The following is a 23204-nucleotide window of genomic DNA, read 5'->3' on the forward strand; positions in this document are numbered from 1 at the left end:
ATCTTGCCCATGGTCAGGCTCGGCGCTGTGTGATCAGGTGCGCAAACTCCGCCAGGTAGTCCCGGGCACACTGGTCGAGCAGGAAGGCCGGGGGCAGCAGATTTTCCCGCGGCGCTCGGTCCGCGGTCACCTTCAGCAGCACGTCGGCAAGAGCGTCTGAGTTCGACGTGTCGACCTCGTGCATCACCTGGCTCAGCGCTTCGGATCGGATCGACCCGGCCGTGACGACGCAGGGCAGGCCGCCGGCCAACGCCTCCAGCACCGCCATCGGAAGCCCTTCCAGTCGCGCGGTGGTGAGCAGTGACACGTCCGCGGCCGAGTAGTAGTCGGGCACCGCGTCCGCGTCCACCCGTCCGGTGAAAACGACCATCTTCTCCAACTGGAGCTTGCGGACCAGGCCGCGCAGCCGTCCGTCGTCCGGGCCATCGCCCACCATGAGGAACCGGAACCGGTCGCCGAGGCCACGGTCACGGAGGGCCGCTGCCGCCTGCAGGGCACGGTCGACCCGCTTCTGCACGTGCAGTCGGCCGATATAGCCGACCAGTACCGTCGCCTCGTCGATTCCCAGAGCGCGTCGGATCCGGTCCCGGGCCGCGCGGTCAAAGGCGTGGTCCTCGGCCCGGACGCCGTTCGGAATCAGGCGGATCTTGCCTGGCAGCGTCGACCAGTTCTGTGGCGCCGCGGTCAGCGACTCGACCACGTTTTCGCCGACCGCGATCAGGCGGTCGAAGTCGCGATACCGGGCAAGGTCGCGGACCAGCGAGAGGGCGTTCTTGGGCGTACCGGCCAGGGAACGCGCGGTGGGTGCCCGCAGCTTCGACCCGAGTTCCATGGCGGACGTGCCGTGGGCCTGGAGCACGAACGGCGTGTGCGGGTGCAGGGCCCGCTCCCGGACCACTGAGTAGGAGCCGGCGCTGACCGAGAGAACCACCCCCGGTGGGGTGCCGATCGCCGCCCAGTGGGCCCGGGACTCCTCCCACCAGGCGCGGGAGTAGTGGCCCGGCCGGGTGCCGGCCAGCGGCGTCACCTGGACGCCGTCCTCTGTGAACGCGCCGGTCCGGCCCGGAATCGCCGTGGTGACCATGTGCACCCGCGGTACGTTCCTGGCCCACTCGGCGGCCAGTCGCCAGGCGAGGGTTTCCATCCCGCCGGTGTGATGGTGCGGCGTCGACCGGGAATGGATGAGAATTGACTCGATCACAGCAGATCCCTGTACAACGACTCGAGTTTCTCGGTCTGCCGGCGCAGGTTGAACCGGTCCTCGACGGTCTGCCGCCCGACCTTCCCGAACCGGTCGCAGAGGTGCTTGTCCCGCAGCAGTTCGATCAGCCGGTCCGCGAGCGCGGCGACATCCCGCTCGGGCACCAGGAAGCCGTTCGCCCCGTCGGTCACCGCTTCCGGTATCCCGCCGTGGAGAGTGCCGATCACCGGCTTGCCGGAGGCGGCCGCCTCCAGGAGGACCATGCCCAGCCCCTCCTGGTCACCGTCCTGCGCCGTCACGCTCGGCAGGCAGAGCAACGTCGACTGGCTCAGCCACTGGAGGGTAACGCTGTGCTTCTGGGTGCCCAGGAAGCGCACCGATGCCTCGATGCCGAGTTCCCGGGCGAGCGCGCCGAGCGGGTCGCGGAGCGGACCCTCACCGATGAGCGTCAGCTCCGCACCGGGAATCGCCTTCCGCACGTCAGCGAAGGCCCGCAGCAGGTATTGCGTTCCCTTCTTTTCCACCAGCCGCGCGACGTGCAGGATGCGGGGCACCTCGACAGGACCGGTGGGCTGGATGGCGTCGACGTCCACGCCGATGGGCAGTACGCGGCACCGATCCGCGGGGTATCCCCACTCCACCGCGCGGCGGCGGATGTGCTCGGACACGCAGACGAACACCGCGCCCTCAGTGAAGAGGGAGTTGCGGAAGGTGACGTAGTTCAACCACGACGGCTTTTTCGAGGCGAGCATCTTCGCCCGGGTGACCGTGACGTCGAAGCCATGCAGGGTCGTGACCAGCGGTACTCCCAGCGCCTTCGCGGTGGGGACCGCGTACACCCCCTCGACGCCGAAGTGGGCGTGCAGCAAGGCGGTGCCGCGCTCCGCGAGGGCGCCGGCCAGCGCCTCGGAGCGGCGCGTCAGCGTGTACGACAGGACGGCCGGCTTGCCGAACTCCGCGACGCTAAGCGATTCGGTCCCAGGCCGGTCCGGAACCAGATCCCGGCCCACGAACAGCGGTCGGAAGCTGCGCATCGCCAGCGCCTGGCTCGGGATGAACGTCTCCGAGGGCAGGAACTGTTGATGTCGAAGGATTCCAACGGCGGGTAGTCGCATGATCGTTCGACTCCTCGCGGCCGCCCCCGATGAGGAAGGCGACCAGCAGCGAAAGGATAGGTATGAGGTGGATGTCACCGAAAATCTCGGTGTTGTCACCCAGCCCATGAATGAGCGTCCAGGCGATGGCCGCGGTGGTCCAGAGCGCGAACGGTCGGTGTCGAGGCTCGCCGTTCGTGACGACGCGGACGGCGAGCCGCAACGCGAGCGTGAAGAACGCGGCGGTCAACACCAGGCCGACCAGACCTGTCGCGGCCCACGCCGCGAGGAGGACGTTGTGCGGCGGGAAGCTGCGGTAGATGCCATGCTCTCGCGCGTATGTCCCGAAGCCGGCGTCCCAGCCGCCGTAGCCGAGGCCGAGCAGCGGGTCACGCAGGAACGCCTCCGCGCCGAAGCCCCAAATGGCCGCCCGGTCGCCGAAGGACTTGGCCAGCGCATCGGTGAAGCCGAGGTTGACGGCGAGCAGCACGGCCGCGACCGCGCCGAGCAGACCGGCGCCGCCCAGCCCGAGCAACAGTTGACGGCGCCTGCGGCCGGTCGGCCAGTGGCGGACGCTCTGTCGGGCCGGCCCCGACCCGCGCGTAGGGGCGAGACGTTGGACGGCGAGCACGGTCGCGGGTAGGGCGACCGCGAGGATCGTCGCCGATTTCGAGCCGGTGATCGGCACCGCCGCCAGCGCGACGAAGCCCACCACCCGCGTCCACCGATCCCGGGTGACAGCCGCGACGGCGAACGCGGCAATCGCGTTCACACCGAGGAACAGCCCGGCGACATTCGCGTTCACGAACACCCCGCCGGACTTCGCCTCGTCGAAGACGTTGTTGGGACTGTCCCCAAACAGGGCGGCGACGGTGTTCTGCCCGGCGACGATCCCACCGACGGAACGCAGGAACGCGTCCTCCACGCCAGGTAGGACCCGGAAGGTGAGCACCATCGCCGCCTCCACCATGACCCAGGGCCAGTACCAGCGCGCCAATCGGCGCAGCAGATCGGCGTCCTGACGGACAGCCTGGAGCATCAGCGTCAGCGTGACGATGAACTGGCCGAGCAGCGCGATCAGCGGCAGACCGGCCCGTGGATCCGGCGACCAGACCAGCGCGAGCATCCGTACCACGAGCAGCGCCACCAGGACGCGGAAGAAGCCGAGGCGGAGCAGGTCGACGCCCGAGCCGCGACGGGCCGCAAGGAGGACTCCCGGAGCCAGCAGGATGGTGACCACCGTCGACGCAGCGATGTCGGTGCTGCCCTTGGGTAAGAGGTAGAACTGCGGCAGGGCGAGAAAGAGCACCAGGCAGGCCGCGGCCGCCGGCGTCGATCCGGTCGCGATCGCCCAGGATGCGGCCGAGCGTGCCCTAGCCACGGGTGCCTCCAGTCTCGCCGGCAGGCCGCGCCACGACCTCGGCGGCGCGTCGTGGCATGCGATGTGCGATGTCCCGCAGGAGGCCACCCCGCGAGCGCCAGCCGAAGTCGCCGGCATACCGGACACGGGCCCCGATCACGTCGTCCGTGCTAGGGCGGATCGTCGCCAGCACCTGGCCGACGAAGTCGCCGGTGGAGCTCGCGGCGGTGATGTGCTTGGTGGCCCGCGCCGCCTGTACGACGTCGGGGATGGGGGTGCTGACCACGTTCAAGCCGGATGAGAGGTACTCATAGCACTTGAGCGGGCTGACGCCGACGGTGTAGTCGTTCAGCGCGTACGGGATTAGCCCGACGCTGCAGGTGCCCGCGGCGGCGGCGAGTTCGTCGAGGGTCAGTACTCCCAGGTACCTGGCGCCGAGCCGTTCGAGTTGGGCCAGTTCGCGGTCGAACCCGCCGCCGCCCGCCGCGATCGGGCCGGCGAGAAGAAGCTCGCCGTGCCCCTGAAGTGCGGTGGTCAACGTGCGCAGCAGTTCGAAGTCCAGCTTGTGTGGCGAGAGGTTGCCCGCGAACAGTGCTGCGGGAAGCCGCTGCGCCGCCGGCTGGCTCGCGGCGGAGAAGACATCGATCTCGGCGACGTTCGGCAGCGTGAGGACCTCGGTGAACCCGACGTCGCTCAGGTGGGCGGTGACGGCCCGGCTGGTGCCGATGGTCAGGTCGGCCAGCTCCGCCAGGTGCCGCTCGCCGGCGGACACGGCCGAGGCGTCGATGCCGGGAAAGGCCTGAAGGATGTCGACGCAGTGGTAGAGGGTGAAGTCCGCGTACTGCTCCAGGCCGTACGTGACGGGCGTGAACGTCCAAAGAATCCGAGGGCTCGGGCTTCGTCGCCATTCGGCCACGGCACGTTCCAGGAGGAGTCGGTTCGGCAAGCGGGTTGGCCCCTGATGGATCGGCACGATGAGCGGCGAGATGACCGTGGCCCGCTCGGGGATGGGACGGTAGGCCGCCGTCTTCTGATGGCCGACGACAGAGTGTCGCAGCCGCTTGGCGATGCGGGTGACGTCCTTCGAGTCGAGTCTCACTCGACGTAGACCCAGAGATTCCACGAAGTAGGTGTCCGAGTCACGGGCCAGTTCCCGTACGACGTAGTGCTGGTTCGTGGCGATCTCAGCATTCCACTCGGCGGTGCCCAGGACGAGGATCGTCGGTGCTGCCGACCCGGCTCCGGAGAGGGGGTCCGGCGGCGAAGGTGGTGTCGTCACGTGTCTCTTCCGGATTCGTCCGGCCACATGTTCGCGCTGCGGCCGCAGGTGTGCAGACCGCGCGGCAGCGGTGGTGCGTGCACGACAGGACGCACCCCGCTACAACCCGATCCCCGTTCGGTTGGGTGCGTTTCGCCAGTCGCGACGGTGGCCGGGCGCACCCGCAGACGACGGCAGCGAGGGCCGCCCCGTCAAGCCGGGGTTAATAGACCTCAGTGCCGGCCGTTCTGTCAATGATGGACCGGACTGCCGGACCGTCCGGTGACGATGCCGAGAAGCTACGTCAGAACGCTACTCAATCCTTCTGTAGGCTTTTGGGATCAGATGGGCTACTCGGAGCACGGAGGAAATAGCTCTTTGGTCAGATCCTGTCGGCGTGGGAACGGTCCGGGCCTGTCGCCGGACAACGGTGACACTCCTTACTGTGGACGTATGACCGACGACATCGTCCTTCTGCTTCGGCGGGCCGGTTTCGGCCCCACCGCGGCGGAGGTGGGCGCCGGAAGGCAACTCGGCTACGCGGCGACGCTGACGGGGGTGGTCGCCCCTGCCGGGCCCGATGTCGGCGCGACCAGCGCACCGGTTCCCGACCTGGGCCCCGATCCGTTCACCCGCCTGCCCCGGCCGACGGACGCTCAGCGGGCTGAGGGAGACCGTCGGCGTACGGAGCAGACGGTGTCCCTCGCGCGCTGGTGGCTCGATCGGATGACCGTGGCAGACCACCAGGCGGTCGAGAAGTTGGTGTTCTTCTGGCACGGGCACTGGGCGACCTCGGTGGCGAAGGTCCGCAGCCCGCAGCTCATGCTCGGGCAACTGCACGCGTTCCGGGAGGCACGCGACTTCGCGGAGTTGGCCCACCACATGGTGCTCGACCGGGCGTTGGTCTACTGGCTGGACGGGCAGCACAACAAGAAGACGGCACCGAACGAGAACCTCGCCCGGGAACTGTTCGAGCTGTTCATGCTCGGTGTGGGGCGGTACACCGAGCAGGACGTCAAGGAGGCTGGCCGCGCACTGACCGGCTGGCGGGTCGTCCTTGACCGTGAGTCGTTGGTCTCCGATCCCCAGCACCGCGACACCGGCCGCAAGAAGGTCCTCGGCGTCACCGCGAACTTCGACGCGAACAGTCTCGTCGACCTTCTGCTGGAACAACCGACTTGCCGGCGGTTCATCGCGTCCCGGCTGTGGTTCCGGTACGCCTCGCCAACCCAGCCCATCCCGGAGCGCACCCGTGACGCGATGGCGGAGGCCTTCCCGGCGCCGATGGCGATGCTGCGAGTGCTCTTCGCCGACGAGGCGTTCCAGGCGACTCGCGGGACGATGGTCCTGCAACCCGTCGAGTGGCTGGTCGGCGCGATGCGTCAGCTGGGGGTCCGGCCGGCCGCCATGCCCGCGCAGGTGTTCACGCAGATCTACTGGGCGATGGAAGCGCTGGGTCAGCGTCCGTTCGCGCCGCCGAGCGTCGGCGGGTGGCCGGCAGGTGCTGCCTGGCTGACCTCGGCCGCAGCCCAGGTCCGGTTGAAGATCGCCAGCATGCTTGTCGGCCTGGTGCAGCCCGGCTCCCTGACACCGGAAGCCGTGGCGCAACTGCTCTGCGTCGAACGATGGACCAACCGGACGTACGCCGTGCTGCGCGACGCCCGAGATGACCGAATGAAGCTGACACTCGGGTTGGTCAGTCCCGAGTACCTGGTGACCTGACCAGAGTGGATGTGTGGACATGGATGCGTTGACCCGACGGCGGTTCCTCATCTCGTCCGGGGTTGTCGGCGGTGGCGCGCTGGCGGCCGGCGCGGGAGTGCTGGGCTTTCACGAACTGCTCAAGAGCGGTGAGAAGACCAGGGCCGGTGATGCCCAGGAGGGCCTGCCCACGCTCGTTCTGGTCACCCTTTACGGCGGCAACGACGGTCTCAACACGGTCATCCCGTACGCGGACCCGGCCTACCACAGCGCCCGGCCGGAGTTGGCGTACGCGCCTGGGCAGGTGCTGCACCTCGACGACGCGTTGGGCCTCAACCCGGTGCTGCGCGGAATGAGACGGCTCTGGGACGACCGGAAGATGGCAATCGTGCGTGGCGTCGGCTACCCGAAGCCGGACCGGAGCCACTTCAAGTCGATGGACATCTGGCAGACCGCGTCGCCCGGCACTCCCGCTCCAACCGGCTGGGTGGGGCGCTGGCTCGACGCGACGAACGCCGCCACCGAGACGGCCGTCAGCTTCGAACCGGCCCTACCGCCAATGCTGGTGGGTAAGTCCCGCGTCGGCGCCTGCGTGAGCTACCGAGGGCTCACCCTGCCGCCGGGCGTCCCGCCCGCCGTCGTCTCGGCACTCGGCCGGGCTGAGCCCTGCGAGTCGGAGATGCAGGCGCGGGCAGCGGCCAGCTACGCGGACCTCATCACGATGAACCGTGTGGTGCAGGAAGCCGCGTCCGGAACCGACGAGCATGGCCATACCGGTGGGAGTGCCGTCCAGGCGACCGGCACGGGCGGCGACAACGCACTCGTCGCCCAGTTGGCGCTCGTTGCCCGGTGCGTGGAATTCCAGGTGCCCACCCGGGTCTACTCGGTGAGTCTTGGCGGGTTCGACACGCACGCGGGCGAGCGCGTGTGGCAGGAGACGCTGCTCAAGAACCTCGACGAGGCGTTGAGCGGCTTCGTGGACCGGATGGGCCGCACCGAGGCCGGCCGACGGGTCACCGTCGTGGTCTACAGCGAGTTCGGCCGGCGGGTCCGGGCGAACGCCTCCGACGGAACCGACCACGGCACGGCCGGGCCGATGTTCGTCCTCGGACATGACGTGGCCGGCGGGCTCTATGGTGAGCAACCGAGCCTGACCGACCTGGATGACGGCGATCTTAAGGCGACGACGGACTTCAGGGACGTCTTCGGCACCGTGCTCGCCAGCGTGTTGGCCGGCGACCCGGACCGTTACCTCGGTGGCTACCGGGCCCAGTTGCTGCCGCTGCTCGTGCGCTGATGCCGGCCGTCAGCGGCCACCACCGCGGAACACCTCGGCAACGGTGCGGAGCACGACCTTGAAGTCCAGCCACAGCGACCAATTCTCGATGTAGTAATTGTCGAACCTCGCCCGGTCCGAGATCGGGGTGTCGCCGCGCAGGCCACTGACCTGGGCGAGCCCGGTGAGCCCGACGGGCACCCGGTGGCGCATCGCGTAGGTGGGGTACTCGACCGAGAACTTCTCCACGAAGTGCGGCCGTTCCGGCCGGGGGCCGACCACGCTCATCTCGCCGCGCAGGATGTTCCAGAGCTGGGGCAGCTCGTCGAGCGACGTCCGGCGCATGAACCGGCCGACCAATCCCACCCGCTGGTCGTGCGCGATGGACCAGTTCGTCTGCGACTCGCTCTCGTCGGTGGGCTGCATCGAACGGAACTTGATGACCTTGAATGGCCTGCCGTATCGGCCGATCCGTTCCTGGTAGAAGAAAATGCCCCGCCCACCGTCGAGGAACGTCGCAATCGCGCAGAGCAGCAGCACCGGGCTGAGGACGAGCAACGCCACCGCGGCGAAGACCACATCGGACGCCCGTTTGACAGCCCATCGCGGGCCGGAGAGCTTGGTATCACCGATCTTGACGATCGGTATCGCGCCAATGTGGTCGGGATATCCGCCCAGGGACCGGGATCCCCAGAGACGCGGCACCGCCCAGAGGTCGGAGCGCGAATTGACCGCCCGCAGCAGGATGTCCATCAACGCCGACTCGGAACAATCCGGATCGGCGATGATCAGGACATCGCATTCGAGCATGTCGGTGAGCTTTTCGAGATCGTCCAGGGTGCCGATCAACGGAACCGACCCGACGCCCTCGCCGAGTGCGACGTCGACGCAACCGACGAACCGCAGGCCGTACTGCGGGTAGCGACGCAGCAGCCGGGCGAGCTCCAGACCGACCGGGCCGCTACCGATGATGATGGTGTTGTGCTCCACCCACCGGCGCTTGCGGGCGACGATGGTGAACGCCCTGCTGAAGGCCCGGCCGACGATCACCAGGCTGGCGGAGAGCGCGACGCCGCGCATGAACCCGCCCACGTAGTGCACCGAGTCGTGACGCTCGGCCGCGATGATGGCGACCACGGCGGCGGAGGCCAGCAACCGTCCGCAGATGCTCGGCAGTTCGTCCAGAATGCCGACGTGCCGCCGGGCCCGGTAGAGCCCGCCGGACGCGAAGATGGCCACGGCGAGCGCCGCGTTGGCCAGCGTCCCCCGCCAGTAGTTCTGGCTCAGCAGCAAGGGGACCAGCAGCGCGGCGACGTCGATGGGTGCCGTCAACATCCACGCCCGCAGCCAGCGCGTCCTCTTCGATGCGCGGGATCCCGCGTACGGCAGAACCGCTGTCGTGTCCATACCGGAGCGGACGGACGCTCTCGCCGACACCCTCGGCGGGTCGGCGACAGAGCTGCTGTCCGCATCGTGGTGCGCCTCCGCCTGCGGCGGCGCGTCGCCGAACTCCGTCCGTCTCGCACCCGGATAACTCATGACCGGTTGGCTCGACATGGTGATCCTCCCCCGTGAGCCCTCCGGCGCAAATTCATAGCCAGGGGGCGATCGCAGGTTACGACCGCGTCAGTTGCACCACCAGAGCCGGCACGGCAATCCTGTCTCCTACTTTGCGGCGGACGCGATGTCGGCCACCGAATCGCGGCGAACCGCGTCGAAGACACGTTGCGCCTTGCCCTTGTCGGCGATCACGACGCTTTCACTGCCGATTTGGCCCGTCCCCTTGGTGGGGCAGGTGAAGAACGCGAGGTTGCCGCCCCGGAGATGACGAAGCTCCATCGACAGGTCGACCAGGGACAGGGAACGGTCGACGGCCACCGAGTTGGCCGTGGCCTTCACGAAAGAGTTCAGCTTGGCGGGATTGGCGAGCACACCGCCGGAGGCTGCCTTGTCCAGAATGGCCTTGATGACCTGCTGCTGATGCTTGATCCGGGTGAAGTCGCCGTTGGCGAAGGCGTAACGCTCGCGGGCGTAGTCCAGGGCCGCGGCCCCGTCCATCGTCTGCCGGCCCTTGGTGAACTCGCGCCGACCATCGGGATTGAGCGAGTGGGTCGAGGTGAAGCTCTGCTCCACGTCGATTTCGACGCCGCCCAGCGCGTCGACGATCTCCTTGAAGCCGGAGAAGTCGACCATCGCCACGTGGTCGATGCGGACGTTTGTGAACTCCTCCACCGTCTGGACCATCAGCGGGACACCACCCCACGCGTACGCCGCGTTGATTTTGGCGTCGGTGCCGCCGCGCCCCTCCTTCGACTTGGGCACGTGCACCCAGGTGTCGCGGGGAATGGAGATCAGCTGAGCGCTGGACCGGTCCTTGGGGAGATGAGCCAGGATGATCGTGTCCGATCGGGAGCCCGAGCTGTTCTCCGTGTCGCGGGAGTCGCTGCCGAGAATCATGATGTTCATGGCGCCGGTCGCCACGGGCTGGGGACGTGACTCCTCGGGAACGTCGCCGAATGCGTCCACTCGCTCGATGTCGGAGTTGATGGATCGGAAGTAGAGCCCGCTCGCAACCACGCCACCGCCAGCGAGCAACGCCACGACCACGAGGGTGATCAGGACGATCCGTTTCCACCGCCGCCGGGGCCGCGGCGACGGGGCAACGATCTGCTCGCCACCATCTGGCTGCCCAGGGTCGACCGGCCCCGAGTTCGTCGGGAGGTTGAGTTCTGCGGTCTGGTCTGCACGCGCCATAGGGGCGATGCTACTGATTCACGTTCCGGCCCGCGTACCCTCGTCCGGCCAGGAACGCCCGCCGATGGTGGGAGGACCGTCGACCGGCGATCGGTGACATTCCCAGCCATCGTCCGGTTGGAACTGGTAAGAACCCACCCGTAGACGCGACGAAGCTCCGACGGGCCATCGCCCGCACACATCTCGCGCCGGTCGCCGCCGTTCGCCCGGGTCGCCCGCCACGACGCCAAGGTGCTGCGCATCTCCGCCCGGTGGCTGGCCACCTCCCGTGAGCATCACAACTACACGTACGAGCTGACCATATTCAGCCGCAACCACCTGGTCTGGTTCGTCAGCATGGTCTGTGACCGGCCGGTCAAGGCGGTCCGCGGGTGGCTCGACAAGATCGAGTCCGACCATGAGCTGCGCCAGCAATCGAGCGGGCCGCCGCGGGGGCCACCCGGCGCGAACTGGCCGACAAGCGGGTCCACTATGCCCGCCGCATCGGGATACGCGATCGTCCGCGCCACCCGCCCCTCGCACGTGGTCGAGACGGGTGTCGACAAGGCACTGGGCACCTGCGTCCTGGCCGCCCGCCGGCAGTGCAACGCCAGCCACCGGTGCCCCGGCGACGGCATCGGCATGGCATGGTGGCCGGGTGCGGCTGACCTCGATTCACACGTACCCCGTCAAGGGTTGTCACCGCCTCGACCACGACGGAGCGTTGGTGCAGCCGTGGGGCCTGGCCGGCGACCGACGCTGGATGGTGGTGGACGCCGACGGCGTAGGCGTCACCCAGCGGGAGACCACGCGGCTTGTCAACCTGCGCGCCGTCGTGCGACCGGGCGGCCTGGTGCTGCGCGCGGACGGGCAGCCCGACCTCGACGTGCCGGAGCCGGCCGGCGGCGACCCGGTGGCGGTACGGACCTTCCGCAGCCGGACGATCCGGGTCCGGGCGCTGCCCGCCGGCGCGGCGGCCGACGCCTGGCTCGGCGCGCTGCTCGACCGGCCCGTCCGGCTCGTCTGGCTGGCCAACCCGGCTCGGCACTTGGCTACCGACGCGCGTGAGCACGACACCGGCGACCAGGTGAGTTTCGCCGACACCTACCCGCTGCTGCTGACGAACGCCGCCTCCCTCGACGCCCTCAACGGCTGGCTCGCCGACGCGGGGGAGGAGCCGGTGCCGATGACCCGGTTCCGCCCCAACCTGGTCGTCGACGGTGCGCCGGCCTGGGCCGAGGACGGCTGGGCCGGCCGGTCGCTGCGCGTCGGCGACCTGCGGCTGCGCGCCGCCGGGCCGTGCGATCGCTGCGTGGTCACCACGACCGACCAGGAGACCGGGGTACGCGCGAAGGAACCGCTGCGCACACTCGGCCGCTACCGAAACGTCCGCCAGAAGCTCCTCTTCGGACTGAACCTGGTGCCCGTCGACAGTGGCCCGATGCGGATCGGCGACCCGGTCGTCATCGAACCCTGACCGGCCAGCGTCCCGGCCGTCACCGTCCGTCGATGCTGTCTTAGCTTTGGCTTAGCCGGCTTGTCCGGCCGCACCTGGGTCCGGCAGCATCGCCGACGTGACCGACGGAAGCGCTCCCGGCGGCGTCGACAGCAGGGGCATCGACGGTTCCGCCATCGGCGTCAAGGACGTCGACATCGAACTCGACCTGGACCGTGCTCCGGACGAGCGGCCCGCGTCCCCGTCCGGCCCGGTGCCCTGGCTGGTCGCAGCCGGGGTCACAGTGCTCGCGGCGGTGCTCGGGCTCACCCTGGCCCTGCGATCCGGCTCCGCCCCGGCCTGCGCCGCCGGCCGGACGCTCGCCGCCGCGCCACCCACCGGCACCGCCACCCACAGCGGCAAGGCGACCTTCTACGACTCGAAGGGCGCCGGCGGCAACTGCTCGAACCCGGCGGCCCCAGCCAACCGGCTCTACGTCGCGCTCGGCCCCACCGAGTACGCCGCCGGCGCCGCCTGCGGCGGTTTCCTCGACGTCACCGGCCCGAAGGGCACCGTCCGTGTCCTGATCATGGACCAGTGCCCGGAGTGCGAGCCGGGACACCTCGACCTGTCCCGGGAAGCGTTCGCCCGCATCGCCGACCCGGTGCAGGGCCTCGTCCAGGTCACCTACCGCGCTGTGGTCAACCCGCCCCTGCCCGGCCCGCTGAGCTTCCGGATCAAGGAGGGCGCGTCGCAGTTCTGGTTCGCCGTCCGGATCGGCAACCACGGCAATCCGCTGCGCGCCGTCGAGGTGCGCCAGGGCGACGACGGCCCGTGGCGCGCAACCGCCCGGCAGGACTACAACTACTGGCTGCTGGCCTCCGGCGCGGGCCCCGGCCCGTACAGCGTGCGGGTCAGCGACGTGTACGGACACCGTGTCACCGTGTCAGGCATCCGGATGGCACCCGGTCAGGTGCAGTCCAGTGTGGTGCGGATGTACGAGCGTGGCGTCGTGGCCAGGACGTCGCGCCCGCCCGCGACGGCCCGCCCGCCGGCGGCCCGACCCAGCGGTACGCCGACATCGGCACGCCGGCCGGCCGAGGTGGCGAAGGCGAGCGCCCCGGCCACCCCGGTCGCCGACCGACCCTCCACCCGACCGGCCGGGGCAACCGCCCGCTGGTGCGGCTGACCGGCCTTCTTGTTGCCGGTCTTCTTGTTGCCGGTCTTCTTGTTGCCGGCCTTCTTGGTGCCGGTTGGCGTGGTGCGGCTGGCCGGTGTGGTGCCTTCTTGGTGCGGACTGGCGTGGTGCGGCCGGACGGCTTGGTGTGGCTGTCCGGCCTGGTGCGCTGGCGGCCTGGAGCGGCTGGCCGCTCAGCCGGTTGGTGTCAGGTCGAGCCACATGAGGATCTCGTCGCGGTCGTCGCCCGGCGCCACCCGCAGCGCGCCCGGCAGCCGACCAATCTCCCGATACCCGAGACGACGGTAGAAATTGTCCAGCCCCAACCCGTCGCGCACCGTCACGTGCAGCGCCTCGTGGCCCAACTCCCGACCCAGCCGGGCGGCCTCGCGCATCAGCGCCGACCCGTGGCCCGCACCCTGGGTGTCCGGGTGGATCATCACCCGCTTCAGCACACACCAGTGCGCCTTGAGGCCGAACCGGTTGTCGCTGAAGACCAGTACCGCAACAAGCCGGTCGCCGTCGTAGCCGACCAGCAGCCGGTCCGGCCCTTCCGCGATGCCCGCGAACGTCGGGTCGGCGATCGTACGGACATCGGTGGCGGTGACCGGCGGTACGAAACCCACCGCGCCACCGGCGTTGCTGACGTCCACCCAGAGGGCGACGATGTCGGCGCGCAGCCGTGGGGTCAGTTCGGGATCAAGGACGAAGCGCAGACTCACGGCGCCCATCCTGACCCGGCGGCCAGTCTCCCGGCCCATGATCGTGACGCGTTCGACAGCCAGCCCTGATCGAGCGGCGCTAATTCGTCCACCGACGATGTTGTTTTGTGGGGCCGGCGGGATTCGAACCCGCACTGGTACGGACCTAAACCGCATGCCTCCTGCCGTTGGGCTACGGCCCCTTGAAGCTGTACTCCACCAGCGTCCAGGGCCATTCTGGCCGATGAGGCAGCCGCCTGCCTATCCGGAAGCCCGTGGGAGTAACCGCCTCAGGATCGTAGACCACCTCGTCATCGACGAGGGCAGGCCGTCGCTGTCCGGCATACGTGGAGGTCTGGCTGTGGCAGTTGGGGCACAGCAGCCGGAGATTGCGCGGCCGGTTGTCGAGAAAGTCGCCGTTGATGTGGTCAACGTGCAGTGTCAGCTTGGCGCCTTGCCACGTCGACCCGGTGCCGCACACCTCGCAGCTTTCCGGAAGGCCGATTGTTGCCAGGGCGCGTTTGAGTCGAATGCCTGGGATCCGACGGGAGCCCGCGGGCAGCACCACGAGCAGATCTTCGGGAGACCGCCGGCGCCAACGTACGCCTCGGTTGTGTGCCTGGCCGGTGAAGTGCGAGGTGTCGATGCCGAATCTCTTGAGCTGGCGGCTGATGTGCGCGTGCGAGCCACCGCTGACCCGAACGCCGAGCAGTCGCATCACCTCGGTGATGTTGCGCGCTGCGGCTGCTGCCTGAGCGAGCGCCTCCGGCGTGTACTTGTACCGAACCATTGACGCACGGTAACGGGACCGTACGACAGGTTCAGTCCAGGCCGAGGTCTCGGCGGAGCTTGGCGACGTGCCCGGTGGCCTTGACGTTGTAGAGCGCCCGTTCGATCTTGCCGTCGGCGTCGATGACGAAGGTCGAGCGGATCACGCCGGTGACGGTCTTGCCGTACAGCTGCTTCTCGCCGTACGCGCCGTAGGCGGTGAGCACCGACCTGTCCACGTCCGACACCAGTCCGAAGGTGATGGCGTCGCGGTCGCGGAACTTCGCCAGCTTCTCCGGCTTGTCCGGGGAGATGCCAACCACCTCGTAGCCGGCCGCCTGGAGCGAGGCGAGCGAGTCGCGGAAGTCGCACGCCTGCTTGGTGCAGCCAGGGGTCATCGCCGCCGGGTAGGCGTACAGGACGACCTTGCGGCCTCGCAGGTCGGCCAGGGAGAGCTGGTCGCCGGTATCGGTGGGGAGGGTGAACTCGGGCGCGGGGTCACCGGGGGAGAGGCGGTCGGGCGCGGTCATGACCCGACCCTACCGCCGGGCATGCCGGTGTCGGCGTCGGCGGCGCGCGCCGGCCCGTTGATCGACTCGCCGTCCGGTGAGCCGGCGGTCCCGAGCCGTGGCACGCCACTCGCCGGCACCGGCAGGACGATTTGTCGGATCCGCGCCATCCTGTGGCAGCGGCATGAGCAGATCTTGGACAGTTTCCGTCAGCCGCTGACGGAAACTGTCCAAGATCTCGGAGCGGACGGCCGGTTGGGCGTGCAGCGCCGATGCGGTCACGTGGACCCCCGACATCAAGCACGGCGAGTCGATCAACGGGTCGGCCCGCGACGTCGGGCCTGCCAAAGGTGATCAAGACCATGCGTTGTTGCCAGAGTCTGGCAACAACAACTCCTAGGAAATAGGCTGACCCCGCCGGTCCCGAACGGGTCCGCTGACGCGTGGGAGGTCGCGTGGAAACACTGGCGATGCACATCTCGAACGGGATCATCGACGGTCCCGTCGCGGCGGTGTTCGCGGCCCTGGCGCTCGCCGCGCTCACCGGTTGCGTCCTACGCGGCCGGCGGGACCTGGACGATCGGCTCGCCCCGATGGCCGGCCTGGTCGCGGCGTTCATCTTCGCCGTCCAGATGCTCAACTTTCCGATCTTCACGGCCGGGGTGAGCGGTCACCTGCTCGGTGGCGCGCTCGCCGCGATGCTGGTCGGGCCGTGGGTCGGCGCGCTCTGCGTGGCCGTGGTGCTCGTCGTGCAGGCGCTGATCTTCGGCGACGGCGGTGTGGCGATGCTCGGCCTGAACATCACCAACATGGCGCTGCTCGGCACCGCCGCGGCGTACCTGCTGATCGCGGTGCTGTTGCGGGTGCTGCCCCGCACGCGGGCCGGCCTGGCCGTCACCGCGTTCGTCGCGGCGCTTCTCAGCGTGGTGGTCGCGTCCCAGGGCTTCGTCGTCGAGTACTGGCTGGGCGGCACCACCGACCTGGGCGGCAACCTCGCCGGCCTGGCCGGCACGATGGCCGGCGTGCACCTGCTGATCGGCATCGGCGAGGGCCTGATCACCGCGACCACCGTGCTCACCGTCGCGAAGGTGCGCCCCGACCTGGTGTACGCGCTGCGCGCGCTGCCCACTCCCGCCACCCCCGCCGTCCCGGTCTCCGGAGGTGTCCGATGAAGAACCGTTCCTGGGCGTTCCTGGCCGGCGGTCTGCTGGTCGCCCTGCTGCTCGCCGGTGTCGTGAGCAACTACGCCTCGTCGCACCCGGACGGCCTGGACTCCTCCCTGCTCAAGGGCTGCACCGTCGACGCCGACGACAACATCGTCGGTGGCAGTTGCCCGGCGCAACAGGCCCGTGAGCACGAGCTGGGAGACAGTCCGCTCGCCGACTACGGCGTGCGGGGCATCCGGAACAGCTTCGTCTCGACCGGCCTCTCCGGGGTGCTCGGGGTGCTGGTGACCTTCGCGATCGGCGGCGGTGGCTTCTGGCTGCTGCGCCGCCGGGGCGGCGTGTCGACCAGGGGCGACGACACGTCCACCGCGTCGACCGCCGGCGACGACACGTCCACCGCGTCGACCGCCGGCGACGACGACGCGACGGGGGACGCGGTCACCGCCGCGCGCCGCGCCGGCGCGGCCGGCTGAGCAGGAGGTACGCGGATGGGTGCCGGTCACGGGCACGTGCTGTACCGCGAGTCGACCTCGCCGGTGCACCGGCTCCCGCCCGAGGTCAAGATCGTCGCGATGGTGGTCTTCACGATCGCCGTGGTGGCCACCCCGCGCGAGGCGTTCTGGGCTTTCGGCGCGTACGCCCTGCTGGTGGCCGCGGTGGCGGCGCTGGCCCGGGTGGGGCCGCGCTGGCTGCTCAGTCGCGCGCTGATCGAGCTGCCGTTCGTGCTGTTCGCGGTGGCGCTGCCGTTTCTGGGCACCGGCGAGCGGGTCGAGGTGCTGGGGCTGCGGCTGTCCGAGGACGGCCTGCACGGGGCGTGGAACATCCTGGCCAAGGGGACCCTCGGTGTCCTCGCCTCGCTGCTGCTCGCGGCGACCACCACCACCCGGGACCTGATCGTCGGGTTGGACCGGCTGCGCTGCCCGCAGGTGCTCACCCAGATCGCCACGTTCATGCTGCGCTACCTCGACGTGCTGGTCGGGGAGGCGCGACGGATGCGGGTGGCGCGGATCTCGCGGGGTGACGACCCGCGCTTCCTGTGGCAGCTGCGCGGCTTCGCCGCCGGCATCGGAGCGCTGTTCCTGCGTGCCTTCGAGCGCGGTGAGCGGGTCTACCTGGCGATGCTGTCGCGGGGCTACACGGGGCGGATGCCCGCGGTGTGGCAGGGCGACGGCGCGGCGACCGCCGGGCAGTGGCTGGTCGCGGCGACCGTGCCGGTGGTGGCGGCCTCCATCGCCGCGACCGCCGTCGTGCTGACATGATCGGTGTCGTGCAGACCGCCCTCTCGCTGGACGTTCGTGGCGTCCGGTACGCGTACCCGGACGGGCACGTGGCCCTGCACGGGGTGGACCTGACGGTGCCGCGCGGCGACCGGGTGGCGCTGCTCGGGCCCAACGGCGCCGGTAAGACGACGCTGGTGCTGCACCTCAACGGCATCCTCACCCCGACCGAGGGCAGCGTGAGTGTCGGCGGGCTGACGGTCACGCCGGATCGGGCGACCCTGGCCGAGGTGCGACGCCGGGTGGGCATCGTCTTCCAGGACCCGGACGACCAGCTCTTCCTGCCCACGGTGGCGGAGGACGTGGCGTTCGGGCCGGCCAACCTGGGCCTGCGCGGCGCGGAGCTGGCCGCCCGGGTGGACGAGGCGCTGGCCGCCGTCGGGATGAGCGAGCATCGGGCCCGGGCGCCGCAGCACCTCTCGTTCGGGCAGCGCCGACGGGTGGCGGTGGCGACCGTGCTGGCCATGCACCCGGAGATCCTGGTGCTGGATGAGCCTTCGTCGAACCTGGACCCGGCGGCCCGGCGCGAGCTGGCCGAGATCCTGCGCGGCCTGCCGGTGACCCTGCTGATGGTCACGCACGACCTGCCGTACGCGGCGGAGCTGTGTGAACGCTCGGTGATCCTGGACGGCGGCCGGATCGTCGCGGACGCCCCCACCGTCGACCTGCTGAGCAACGAGCCCCTGCTGGCCCGCCACCGCCTGGAACTCCCCTACGGCTTCACCCCGCGGGCGTAGCCCCGCGCTGGGCGTCCGCCGCCTCGGCTGATCGTGTCGCGGCGCGGGAGGCGGCGTGCAGGCGGAGGACTCCGGCTGCTGTCGCGCCGACGCCGGTGATCAGGACTGCGGCCACCATGACGCGGGCGACCTCGGGTGACCACGGCACCGGGGCGACCGACCGGCTGAACACCGCGGCGTTCGCCACGCCCGCGAAGAGGGCCAGGCAGGCGCCGGCCAGCGCCACCGCGAAGTCGGCCGCCGGGCGGCGGGCCAGCGCGTAACCACCGGCGGCGAGCGCGCCCAGGCCGGTGAGCAGTGCCCAGACCTGACCGCCCAGGAGCCCGGCGAGCACCCCGCCGACGCCCTGGGCGCCAGCGTCCAGCTCTCGCCCCACCGGGTAGAGCACGGCGACCGCGCCGCCGACGACCAGCAGCACGCCCACCGCGGACAGCGCCCGGGCGCCGGCCGTGTAGGCGGCGGCGAGCAGGCCGAGCGCGCCCACCGCGAGCAGGCCGACGATGGTCACCGCCCACCAGGTGTACGCGTCCGGCGGTGGCACCCAGTCCAGCGTGCCGGCTATCTGTGCGGGGTCGGCGCCGTCGCGCAGCGGGATCGTCCAGTCCCGGACCCGGTGCTCACGCTCCGGCGCGACGCGTGCCGCGTCGGGTGGTGCCGACTCCTGCCACAGGGCCCGCTGGTCGTGCCAGCGCACGGTGGCCCCGTCGTCGACGCGCCGCCAGGACGGCGGGGCGGCCGGGTCCGCGTCGGCCGGCAGCGCGGTGTCCCCGGCGAGGGTGCGGTTGAGGTACGTGGCGGGGGACCTGCTGTTCTCGTACACGCCGTCCGGACCGATCCGCAGGTACGGCTCGCCGGAGTAGCCGATCACCTCGATCGCCCGGCCGGTGCGGTTGGTCAGCTCCAGTCGGGCGCCCGCCTCGATCACCCGTACCGTCAGGCCGGGCCGGGCCGGCGTGACGCCGGTGACGCGGGTGCGGTAGTCGGAGCCGTCCGGTGCGTCCGCGCCGTGCGCGGCGGCGGGCGCCGCGGTGAGCACTGTCGCCGCGCAGGCGGTGGCGGCGATCACTGTGGCGCGCGCCAGCAGGGTACGGATCACCTGCCGGCCGCCGCCACGGCTGCGGTGAGGCCCTGCGGGCTGCGGTCGGCGAGTGGCTGGCCGTTGACCAGGACGGTGGGCGTGCCGGTGACGTCGCTGCGGCTGGCCTCCTCGGTGACGTGCTCGGTCCACGTCTTGTACGTGCCATCGGAGACGCAGCCCCCGAAGGAGCCCCGGTCCAGCCCCACGCCGACACCGGTGTCGATCAGCTCGTCGTCGCTGAGCCCGGCGCTGCCCTCGGGTGGCTGCTTGGCGAAGAGCGCCTTGGCGTACTCGCGGAACCTGCCGCCGGCCGCTGCGCAGCCGGAGGCGGCCGACGAGCGCGTGGAGTACTCGGTCGTGGAGAAGCGGTTGAGGTACGCGACCGGGTGGTAGACCACCTTCGCCTTGTTCTCGGACACCAGCTGCTCCAGCGTCGCGCCGCTGCTCTGTTCGAACTGTTTGCAGACCGGGCAGAGGAAGTCCTCGTAGACGTCGACGGTGACCGGCCCGCCGCCGGTGACGATGCCGGTGCCGGCCTCGTTGGTGCCGGGCGGGGTGGTGAAGGTGTCCGAACGCTGGCTGGACCAGACGCTCCAGCCGATCAGGCCGGCGATGACCAGCACGGCGACGGCGGCGGCGGAGACCCAGAGCGTACGGCGGCGGCGTCGTTCGCGGGCCAGTTGCTCGCGGACCACCCGGGCCGCGTCCCGCTGCCCCTTGCGACTACTCATCCTCGTCCTCCACGGCCGGTTCGGCGGACAGCCACCCGTCCACCGAGAGGGGCGTACGCGGCCAGATCACCAGAAATCCGGCCAGCACCAAGAATCCCAGGTCCCGCAGGATCTCCGGGAGGTAACTCGGGGCCTGTCCCTCGGCGAGCTGCCCGCCGCTGCCGAAGCAGCCGCAGTCGATGGCCAGGCCACGCGCCCAGGCCGAGGAGATCCCCGCGATGAAGACCAGCAGCAGCGCGACGGAGATGGCCGCGCTGAGCCGGGTGGCCAGACCGAGCAGCAGCAGCACGCCCAGGGCCAGCTCGACGAACGGCAGCGCGGCGCCGATCACTGTCGCCACGTCGTACGGCAGCACCTGGTAGGCGTTCACGGCCCGGCCGGAGGCGGCCAGGTCACCGACCTTCGACGCCCCGGCGACCAACCAGACGGCGGCGAGGCCGAGGCGGGCCGCCGTGCTGAGCCAGGGGCGCACGGCCGCCCAACGGCCGGCCCGGATGGGGGGTGCGGTCACGGTCATTTGTCGTCCCGTCTGCTCCGGAAGTTCCGGGCTCAACCGGTGAGGGCGTCGCCGACGGCCTCGACCAGCTCGTCGCGGGCCCGGGCGACGCGGGAGCGGATGGTGCCTACCGGCACCCCCTCGACGTCGGCGGCCTCGGCGTACGACAGGCCGAGCAGTTGGGTGAGCACGAACGCCGCCCGTCGCTCGGGGCTCAGCCGGCGCACGAGGTCGGCGGCGCCGAGCTGCCCGGCCGGGTCGGGATGCGGACGGTCGGTGTACGCGTTCGCGGCCAGCCGCTCGTCGAGACGGCGACGCCGGATCACCGTCCGCAGGTGGTCGGCGCAGGCCCGCCGGGCGATGCCGAGCAACCAGGTGCGGACACTGGACCGGCCCTCGAACGCCGGCAGGGCCCGAAACGCCCGCAGGTACGTCTCCTGGGTGAGGTCGTCGGCGCTGTCCGGGCCCACCAGGGCGGCCGCGAAGCGCCACACCTCGGCCTGGGTCAGCCGGACGAACACGGCCTGGGCTGCGGCGTCACCGGCGCGCGCGCTCAGGGCCGACTCGGTCGCCGGGTCCCGGGCGACGTCACCTGTCGCACCGGCGGCACCGGAGTCACGCGGGACGGGGATCACGACACACCAGGCTACGCGCCGCCGGGTGTGACGTCAGGGTCCTTCGGCCCTTGGATGGTCTGCGCCACGTCGGGAACTTTTCCCCGCCGCCGGCCGACTACCTGCTCATGACACGCGACCTCTCCTGCGCGGCGCTGGCGGCTGGCCGCAGGTGAGCCGATCCTCCGCCTCGGGTCGCCGACATCCAGGTCCGTCGGCGACCATGGCCGGCATGACTGTCGCACCCCGCCGCTGGATCGCCCGGCTGGCCGCCGCCGCCGGCCTCCTGGTCACCGTCGTCGCCCTGTTGATCGCGCCAGCCACCCCGGCCAGCGCCCACGCGGTGCTGTCGAGCAGCAGCCCGGCCGCCTCGTCGGTGGTGCCGAGCGGGCCGGCCGAGGTGGTGCTCACCTTCAGCGAGTCGGTCCGCAAGGTCCCCGACAAGATCCGGGTCATCGCGCCGGACGGCGCCCGGGCCGACCGGGGCGAGCCGTCCTTCGAGGGCGCCGTGGTCACCATTCCGGTCGACCCGGCCGGTCAGCGCGGCACCTACCTGGTGACCTTCCGGGTGATCTCCGCCGACAGCCACCCGGTCTCCGGCGCGTTCACCTACTCGGTGGGCGCGCCGTCGGCGCCGCCGGTCGATTCCGGCAACGACAGCCGCGCCGACCCGGTGGTGGAGAACGCCGTGAAGGTGGCCCGTTTCCTCGGCTACGCCGGCCTGGTGCTGCTGGTCGGGCCGGCGCTGGTGCTCGCCGCGCTGTGGCCGCGCCGGCTCTCCCGGCGGGGTCCCACCCGGCTGGCCTGGGTGGGTCTCTCTCTGGTGGCCGTGGCCACCCTCGCCGACCTGTGGTTGCAGGTGCCCTACACCGCCGGTGGTGGCCTCTTCGAGGTGACCGGCGAGGGGTTCGGCAGCGTGTTCGGCAGTGCCTTCGGTGCCGCCCACCTGGTCCGGCTCGGCCTGTTGGCGGCCTCGGCGTTCCTGCTGCGCCCGCTGCTGGCCCGCCCGGCCGGCCGGGCCGACGCGATCATCCTGGCCGTGCTCGGCGGGGCGGCCCTGTTGACCTGGCCGCTGGCCGGGCACCCGGCGGCCTCCCCGGCGCCGGCGGTCTCCGTGGTGGTCGACGCGGTGCACCTGGGCAGCATGGCGGTCTGGCTGGGCGGCCTGCTGATGCTCGCCGTCTTCCTGCTGCGCCAAGCCGACGAGCGGGAGTTGGGCGCGATCCTGCCGATCTGGTCACGCTGGGCGGCGCTCGCCGTGTCGGCCCTGCTGCTGGCCGGCACCGTCCAGGCGCTGATCGAGGTGGCCACCCCGGACGCCCTGTTCAACACCACGTACGGGCGGCTGCTGCTCGCCAAGATCGGGCTGTTCGCGATCGTGATCGCCGTGGCCGCGTACTCCCGGCAGTTGGTCCGTCGACGCACGGCGGCCCAGCGACCGGCGCCGGTGCGCCGGGCGGTCCTGGTCGAGTTGGCCGTCACAGTGGTGGTGCTGGGGCTGTCGGCGACGCTTGTGCAGACCACGCCCGCCCGCACCGCCGTGGCCGGGCCGTCCGGCACCCAGGCCGGGCTCTTCTCCACCACCCTGACCAGCTCGCTGTTCACACTCCAGGTCGAGCTGGACCCGGCCGAGCGGGGCAACAACTCGGTGCACCTGTACGCGTACACCAAGGACAACCAGCCGCAGCCGGTGGCGGAGTGGCGGGCGACCGCCGCGCTGCCCTCAGCCGGGATCGAGCCGATCGAGCTGCCGCTGCTGCCGTTGACCGACAACCACTCCTACGGCGACATCAGCCTGCCGGCCGCCGGCGACTGGCAGTTGAAGATCACCGTTCGCACGTCCGACATCGACCAGGCCACGGTGACCGCCACCGTGCCCATCCGTTAGAGAG

At 70.7% G+C, this 23204-nt stretch carries 22 protein-coding genes and 1 tRNA gene; 9 read left to right on the forward strand and 14 right to left on the reverse strand.

The features are described from left to right. Nucleotides 1-13: 13 nt before the first annotated feature. The 4 genes from ACFYPR_RS08495 to ACFYPR_RS08510 are packed head-to-tail and all read right to left on the reverse strand — an operon-like array spanning nucleotide 14 to nucleotide 4934. On the reverse strand, nucleotides 14-1201 hold the full coding sequence (locus ACFYPR_RS08495) for a glycosyltransferase family 4 protein (RefSeq protein ID WP_387259137.1): 1188 nt from the start codon (nucleotides 1199-1201) through the stop codon (nucleotides 14-16). Further along, nucleotides 1198-2235, reverse strand: a complete 1038-nt coding sequence (locus ACFYPR_RS08500) for a glycosyltransferase (protein ID WP_354855146.1) — start codon at nucleotides 2233-2235, stop codon at nucleotides 1198-1200. The genes ACFYPR_RS08495 and ACFYPR_RS08500 overlap by 4 nt, the downstream gene beginning before the upstream one ends. Next, complete coding sequence (locus ACFYPR_RS08505) at nucleotides 2165-3676, reverse strand: O-antigen ligase family protein (RefSeq protein ID WP_387259139.1); 1512 nt, start codon at nucleotides 3674-3676, stop codon at nucleotides 2165-2167. The genes ACFYPR_RS08500 and ACFYPR_RS08505 overlap by 71 nt, the downstream gene beginning before the upstream one ends. Further along, entirely contained in the window at nucleotides 3669-4934 is a 1266-nt protein-coding gene (locus ACFYPR_RS08510; RefSeq protein WP_387259142.1) for a glycosyl transferase family 1, read from the reverse strand. Before ACFYPR_RS08510 ends, ACFYPR_RS08505 begins: the two co-directional genes overlap by 8 nt. Before the next feature lie 432 nt (nucleotides 4935-5366). Between ACFYPR_RS08510 and ACFYPR_RS08515 the strand changes: the two genes are divergently transcribed. Together ACFYPR_RS08515 and ACFYPR_RS08520 are read left to right on the forward strand one after the other, a co-directional pair. Next, nucleotides 5367-6635, forward strand: a complete 1269-nt coding sequence (locus ACFYPR_RS08515) for a DUF1800 family protein (protein WP_354855149.1) — start codon at nucleotides 5367-5369, stop codon at nucleotides 6633-6635. Between the two features lie 19 nt (nucleotides 6636-6654). Then, the gene (locus tag ACFYPR_RS08520) at nucleotides 6655-7911 is read left to right on the forward strand and encodes a DUF1501 domain-containing protein (RefSeq protein ID WP_387259144.1); all 1257 of its coding nucleotides are present in this window, start codon (nucleotides 6655-6657) and stop codon (nucleotides 7909-7911) included. Between the two features lie 9 nt (nucleotides 7912-7920). Here the strand turns inward: ACFYPR_RS08520 and ACFYPR_RS08525 are convergent, their stop codons facing one another. Together ACFYPR_RS08525 and ACFYPR_RS08530 are read right to left on the reverse strand one after the other, a co-directional pair. Further along, a complete protein-coding gene (locus ACFYPR_RS08525; RefSeq protein WP_354855151.1) occupies nucleotides 7921-9225 on the reverse strand; it encodes a sugar transferase in 1305 nt (434 codons plus the stop codon). A 330-nt stretch (nucleotides 9226-9555) separates the two neighbouring features. After that, complete coding sequence (locus ACFYPR_RS08530; RefSeq protein WP_354855152.1) at nucleotides 9556-10644, reverse strand: LCP family protein; 1089 nt, start codon at nucleotides 10642-10644, stop codon at nucleotides 9556-9558. A 637-nt stretch (nucleotides 10645-11281) separates the two neighbouring features. On the opposite strand from ACFYPR_RS08530, the gene ACFYPR_RS08535 reads away from it, so the two are divergent. Both ACFYPR_RS08535 and ACFYPR_RS08540 read left to right on the forward strand, forming a co-directional pair. After that, a complete protein-coding gene (locus ACFYPR_RS08535; RefSeq protein ID WP_355066931.1) occupies nucleotides 11282-12100 on the forward strand; it encodes an MOSC domain-containing protein in 819 nt (272 codons plus the stop codon). A gap of 97 nt (nucleotides 12101-12197) precedes the next feature. Further along, nucleotides 12198-13247 (forward strand): expansin EXLX1 family cellulose-binding protein, encoded by a 1050-nt coding sequence (locus ACFYPR_RS08540; protein ID WP_354855154.1) that lies wholly within the window; start codon nucleotides 12198-12200, stop codon nucleotides 13245-13247. 182 nt (nucleotides 13248-13429) lie between these two features. Here ACFYPR_RS08540 and ACFYPR_RS08545 read toward each other — a convergent pair whose 3' ends face one another. The 4 genes from ACFYPR_RS08545 to bcp form a co-directional block, all read right to left on the reverse strand. Continuing rightward, the gene (locus tag ACFYPR_RS08545) at nucleotides 13430-13957 is read right to left on the reverse strand and encodes a GNAT family N-acetyltransferase (RefSeq protein WP_354855155.1); all 528 of its coding nucleotides are present in this window, start codon (nucleotides 13955-13957) and stop codon (nucleotides 13430-13432) included. 108 nt (nucleotides 13958-14065) lie between these two features. Then, nucleotides 14066-14139 (reverse strand) — tRNA-Leu (locus ACFYPR_RS08550). Beyond that, nucleotides 14130-14726, reverse strand: a complete 597-nt coding sequence (locus ACFYPR_RS08555) for an HNH endonuclease (protein ID WP_387259147.1) — start codon at nucleotides 14724-14726, stop codon at nucleotides 14130-14132. Before ACFYPR_RS08555 ends, ACFYPR_RS08550 begins: the two co-directional genes overlap by 10 nt. Before the next feature lie 31 nt (nucleotides 14727-14757). After that, a complete protein-coding gene (bcp, locus tag ACFYPR_RS08560) occupies nucleotides 14758-15234 on the reverse strand; it encodes a thioredoxin-dependent thiol peroxidase (protein ID WP_354855157.1) in 477 nt (158 codons plus the stop codon). Nucleotides 15235-15668: 434 nt separating this feature from the next. Between bcp and ACFYPR_RS08565 the strand changes: the two genes are divergently transcribed. From ACFYPR_RS08565 to ACFYPR_RS08580, 4 genes are read left to right on the forward strand one after another with little or no spacing between them, the layout of a single operon-like run. Next, entirely contained in the window at nucleotides 15669-16385 is a 717-nt protein-coding gene (locus tag ACFYPR_RS08565; RefSeq protein WP_354855158.1) for an energy-coupling factor ABC transporter permease, read from the forward strand. Then, nucleotides 16382-16852: a PDGLE domain-containing protein gene (locus ACFYPR_RS08570; RefSeq protein WP_355066934.1), complete on the forward strand. Its 471-nt coding sequence runs from the start codon at nucleotides 16382-16384 to the stop codon at nucleotides 16850-16852. Before ACFYPR_RS08565 ends, ACFYPR_RS08570 begins: the two co-directional genes overlap by 4 nt. 15 nt (nucleotides 16853-16867) lie before the next feature. Beyond that, entirely contained in the window at nucleotides 16868-17638 is a 771-nt protein-coding gene (gene cbiQ / locus ACFYPR_RS08575) for a cobalt ECF transporter T component CbiQ (RefSeq protein ID WP_354855160.1), read from the forward strand. Then, entirely contained in the window at nucleotides 17635-18393 is a 759-nt protein-coding gene (locus ACFYPR_RS08580; RefSeq protein ID WP_355066935.1) for an ABC transporter ATP-binding protein, read from the forward strand. Before cbiQ ends, ACFYPR_RS08580 begins: the two co-directional genes overlap by 4 nt. Here the strand turns inward: ACFYPR_RS08580 and ACFYPR_RS08585 are convergent. Genes ACFYPR_RS08585 through ACFYPR_RS08600 form a run of 4 tightly spaced genes read right to left on the reverse strand, consistent with a single transcriptional unit; the run spans nucleotide 18377 to nucleotide 21333 of the window. After that, nucleotides 18377-19489, reverse strand: coding sequence for a hypothetical protein (locus tag ACFYPR_RS08585; protein WP_387259151.1), 1113 nt, complete (start codon nucleotides 19487-19489; stop codon nucleotides 18377-18379). The two genes, ACFYPR_RS08580 and ACFYPR_RS08585, sit on opposite strands and share 17 nt — an antisense overlap. Beyond that, complete coding sequence (locus ACFYPR_RS08590) at nucleotides 19486-20202, reverse strand: DsbA family protein (RefSeq protein ID WP_387259154.1); 717 nt, start codon at nucleotides 20200-20202, stop codon at nucleotides 19486-19488. Before ACFYPR_RS08590 ends, ACFYPR_RS08585 begins: the two co-directional genes overlap by 4 nt. Continuing rightward, on the reverse strand, nucleotides 20195-20719 hold the full coding sequence (locus ACFYPR_RS08595; protein WP_387259155.1) for a MauE/DoxX family redox-associated membrane protein: 525 nt from the start codon (nucleotides 20717-20719) through the stop codon (nucleotides 20195-20197). Before ACFYPR_RS08595 ends, ACFYPR_RS08590 begins: the two co-directional genes overlap by 8 nt. 32 nt (nucleotides 20720-20751) lie before the next feature. Then, nucleotides 20752-21333 carry a sigma-70 family RNA polymerase sigma factor gene (locus ACFYPR_RS08600; protein ID WP_355066939.1) on the reverse strand — a complete coding sequence of 194 codons (582 nt, stop codon included), beginning with the start codon at nucleotides 21331-21333 and terminating at the stop codon, nucleotides 20752-20754. Between the two features lie 202 nt (nucleotides 21334-21535). Here ACFYPR_RS08600 and ACFYPR_RS08605 point away from each other — a divergent pair, with 202 nt between their 5' ends. After that, nucleotides 21536-23200: a copper resistance protein CopC gene (locus ACFYPR_RS08605; protein ID WP_355066940.1), complete on the forward strand. Its 1665-nt coding sequence runs from the start codon at nucleotides 21536-21538 to the stop codon at nucleotides 23198-23200. Nucleotides 23201-23204 lie beyond the last annotated feature (4 nt).

The sequence above is a fragment of the Micromonospora sp. NPDC005254 genome (assembly GCF_042872525.1).
Lineage (GTDB): Bacteria > Actinomycetota > Actinomycetes > Mycobacteriales > Micromonosporaceae > Micromonospora.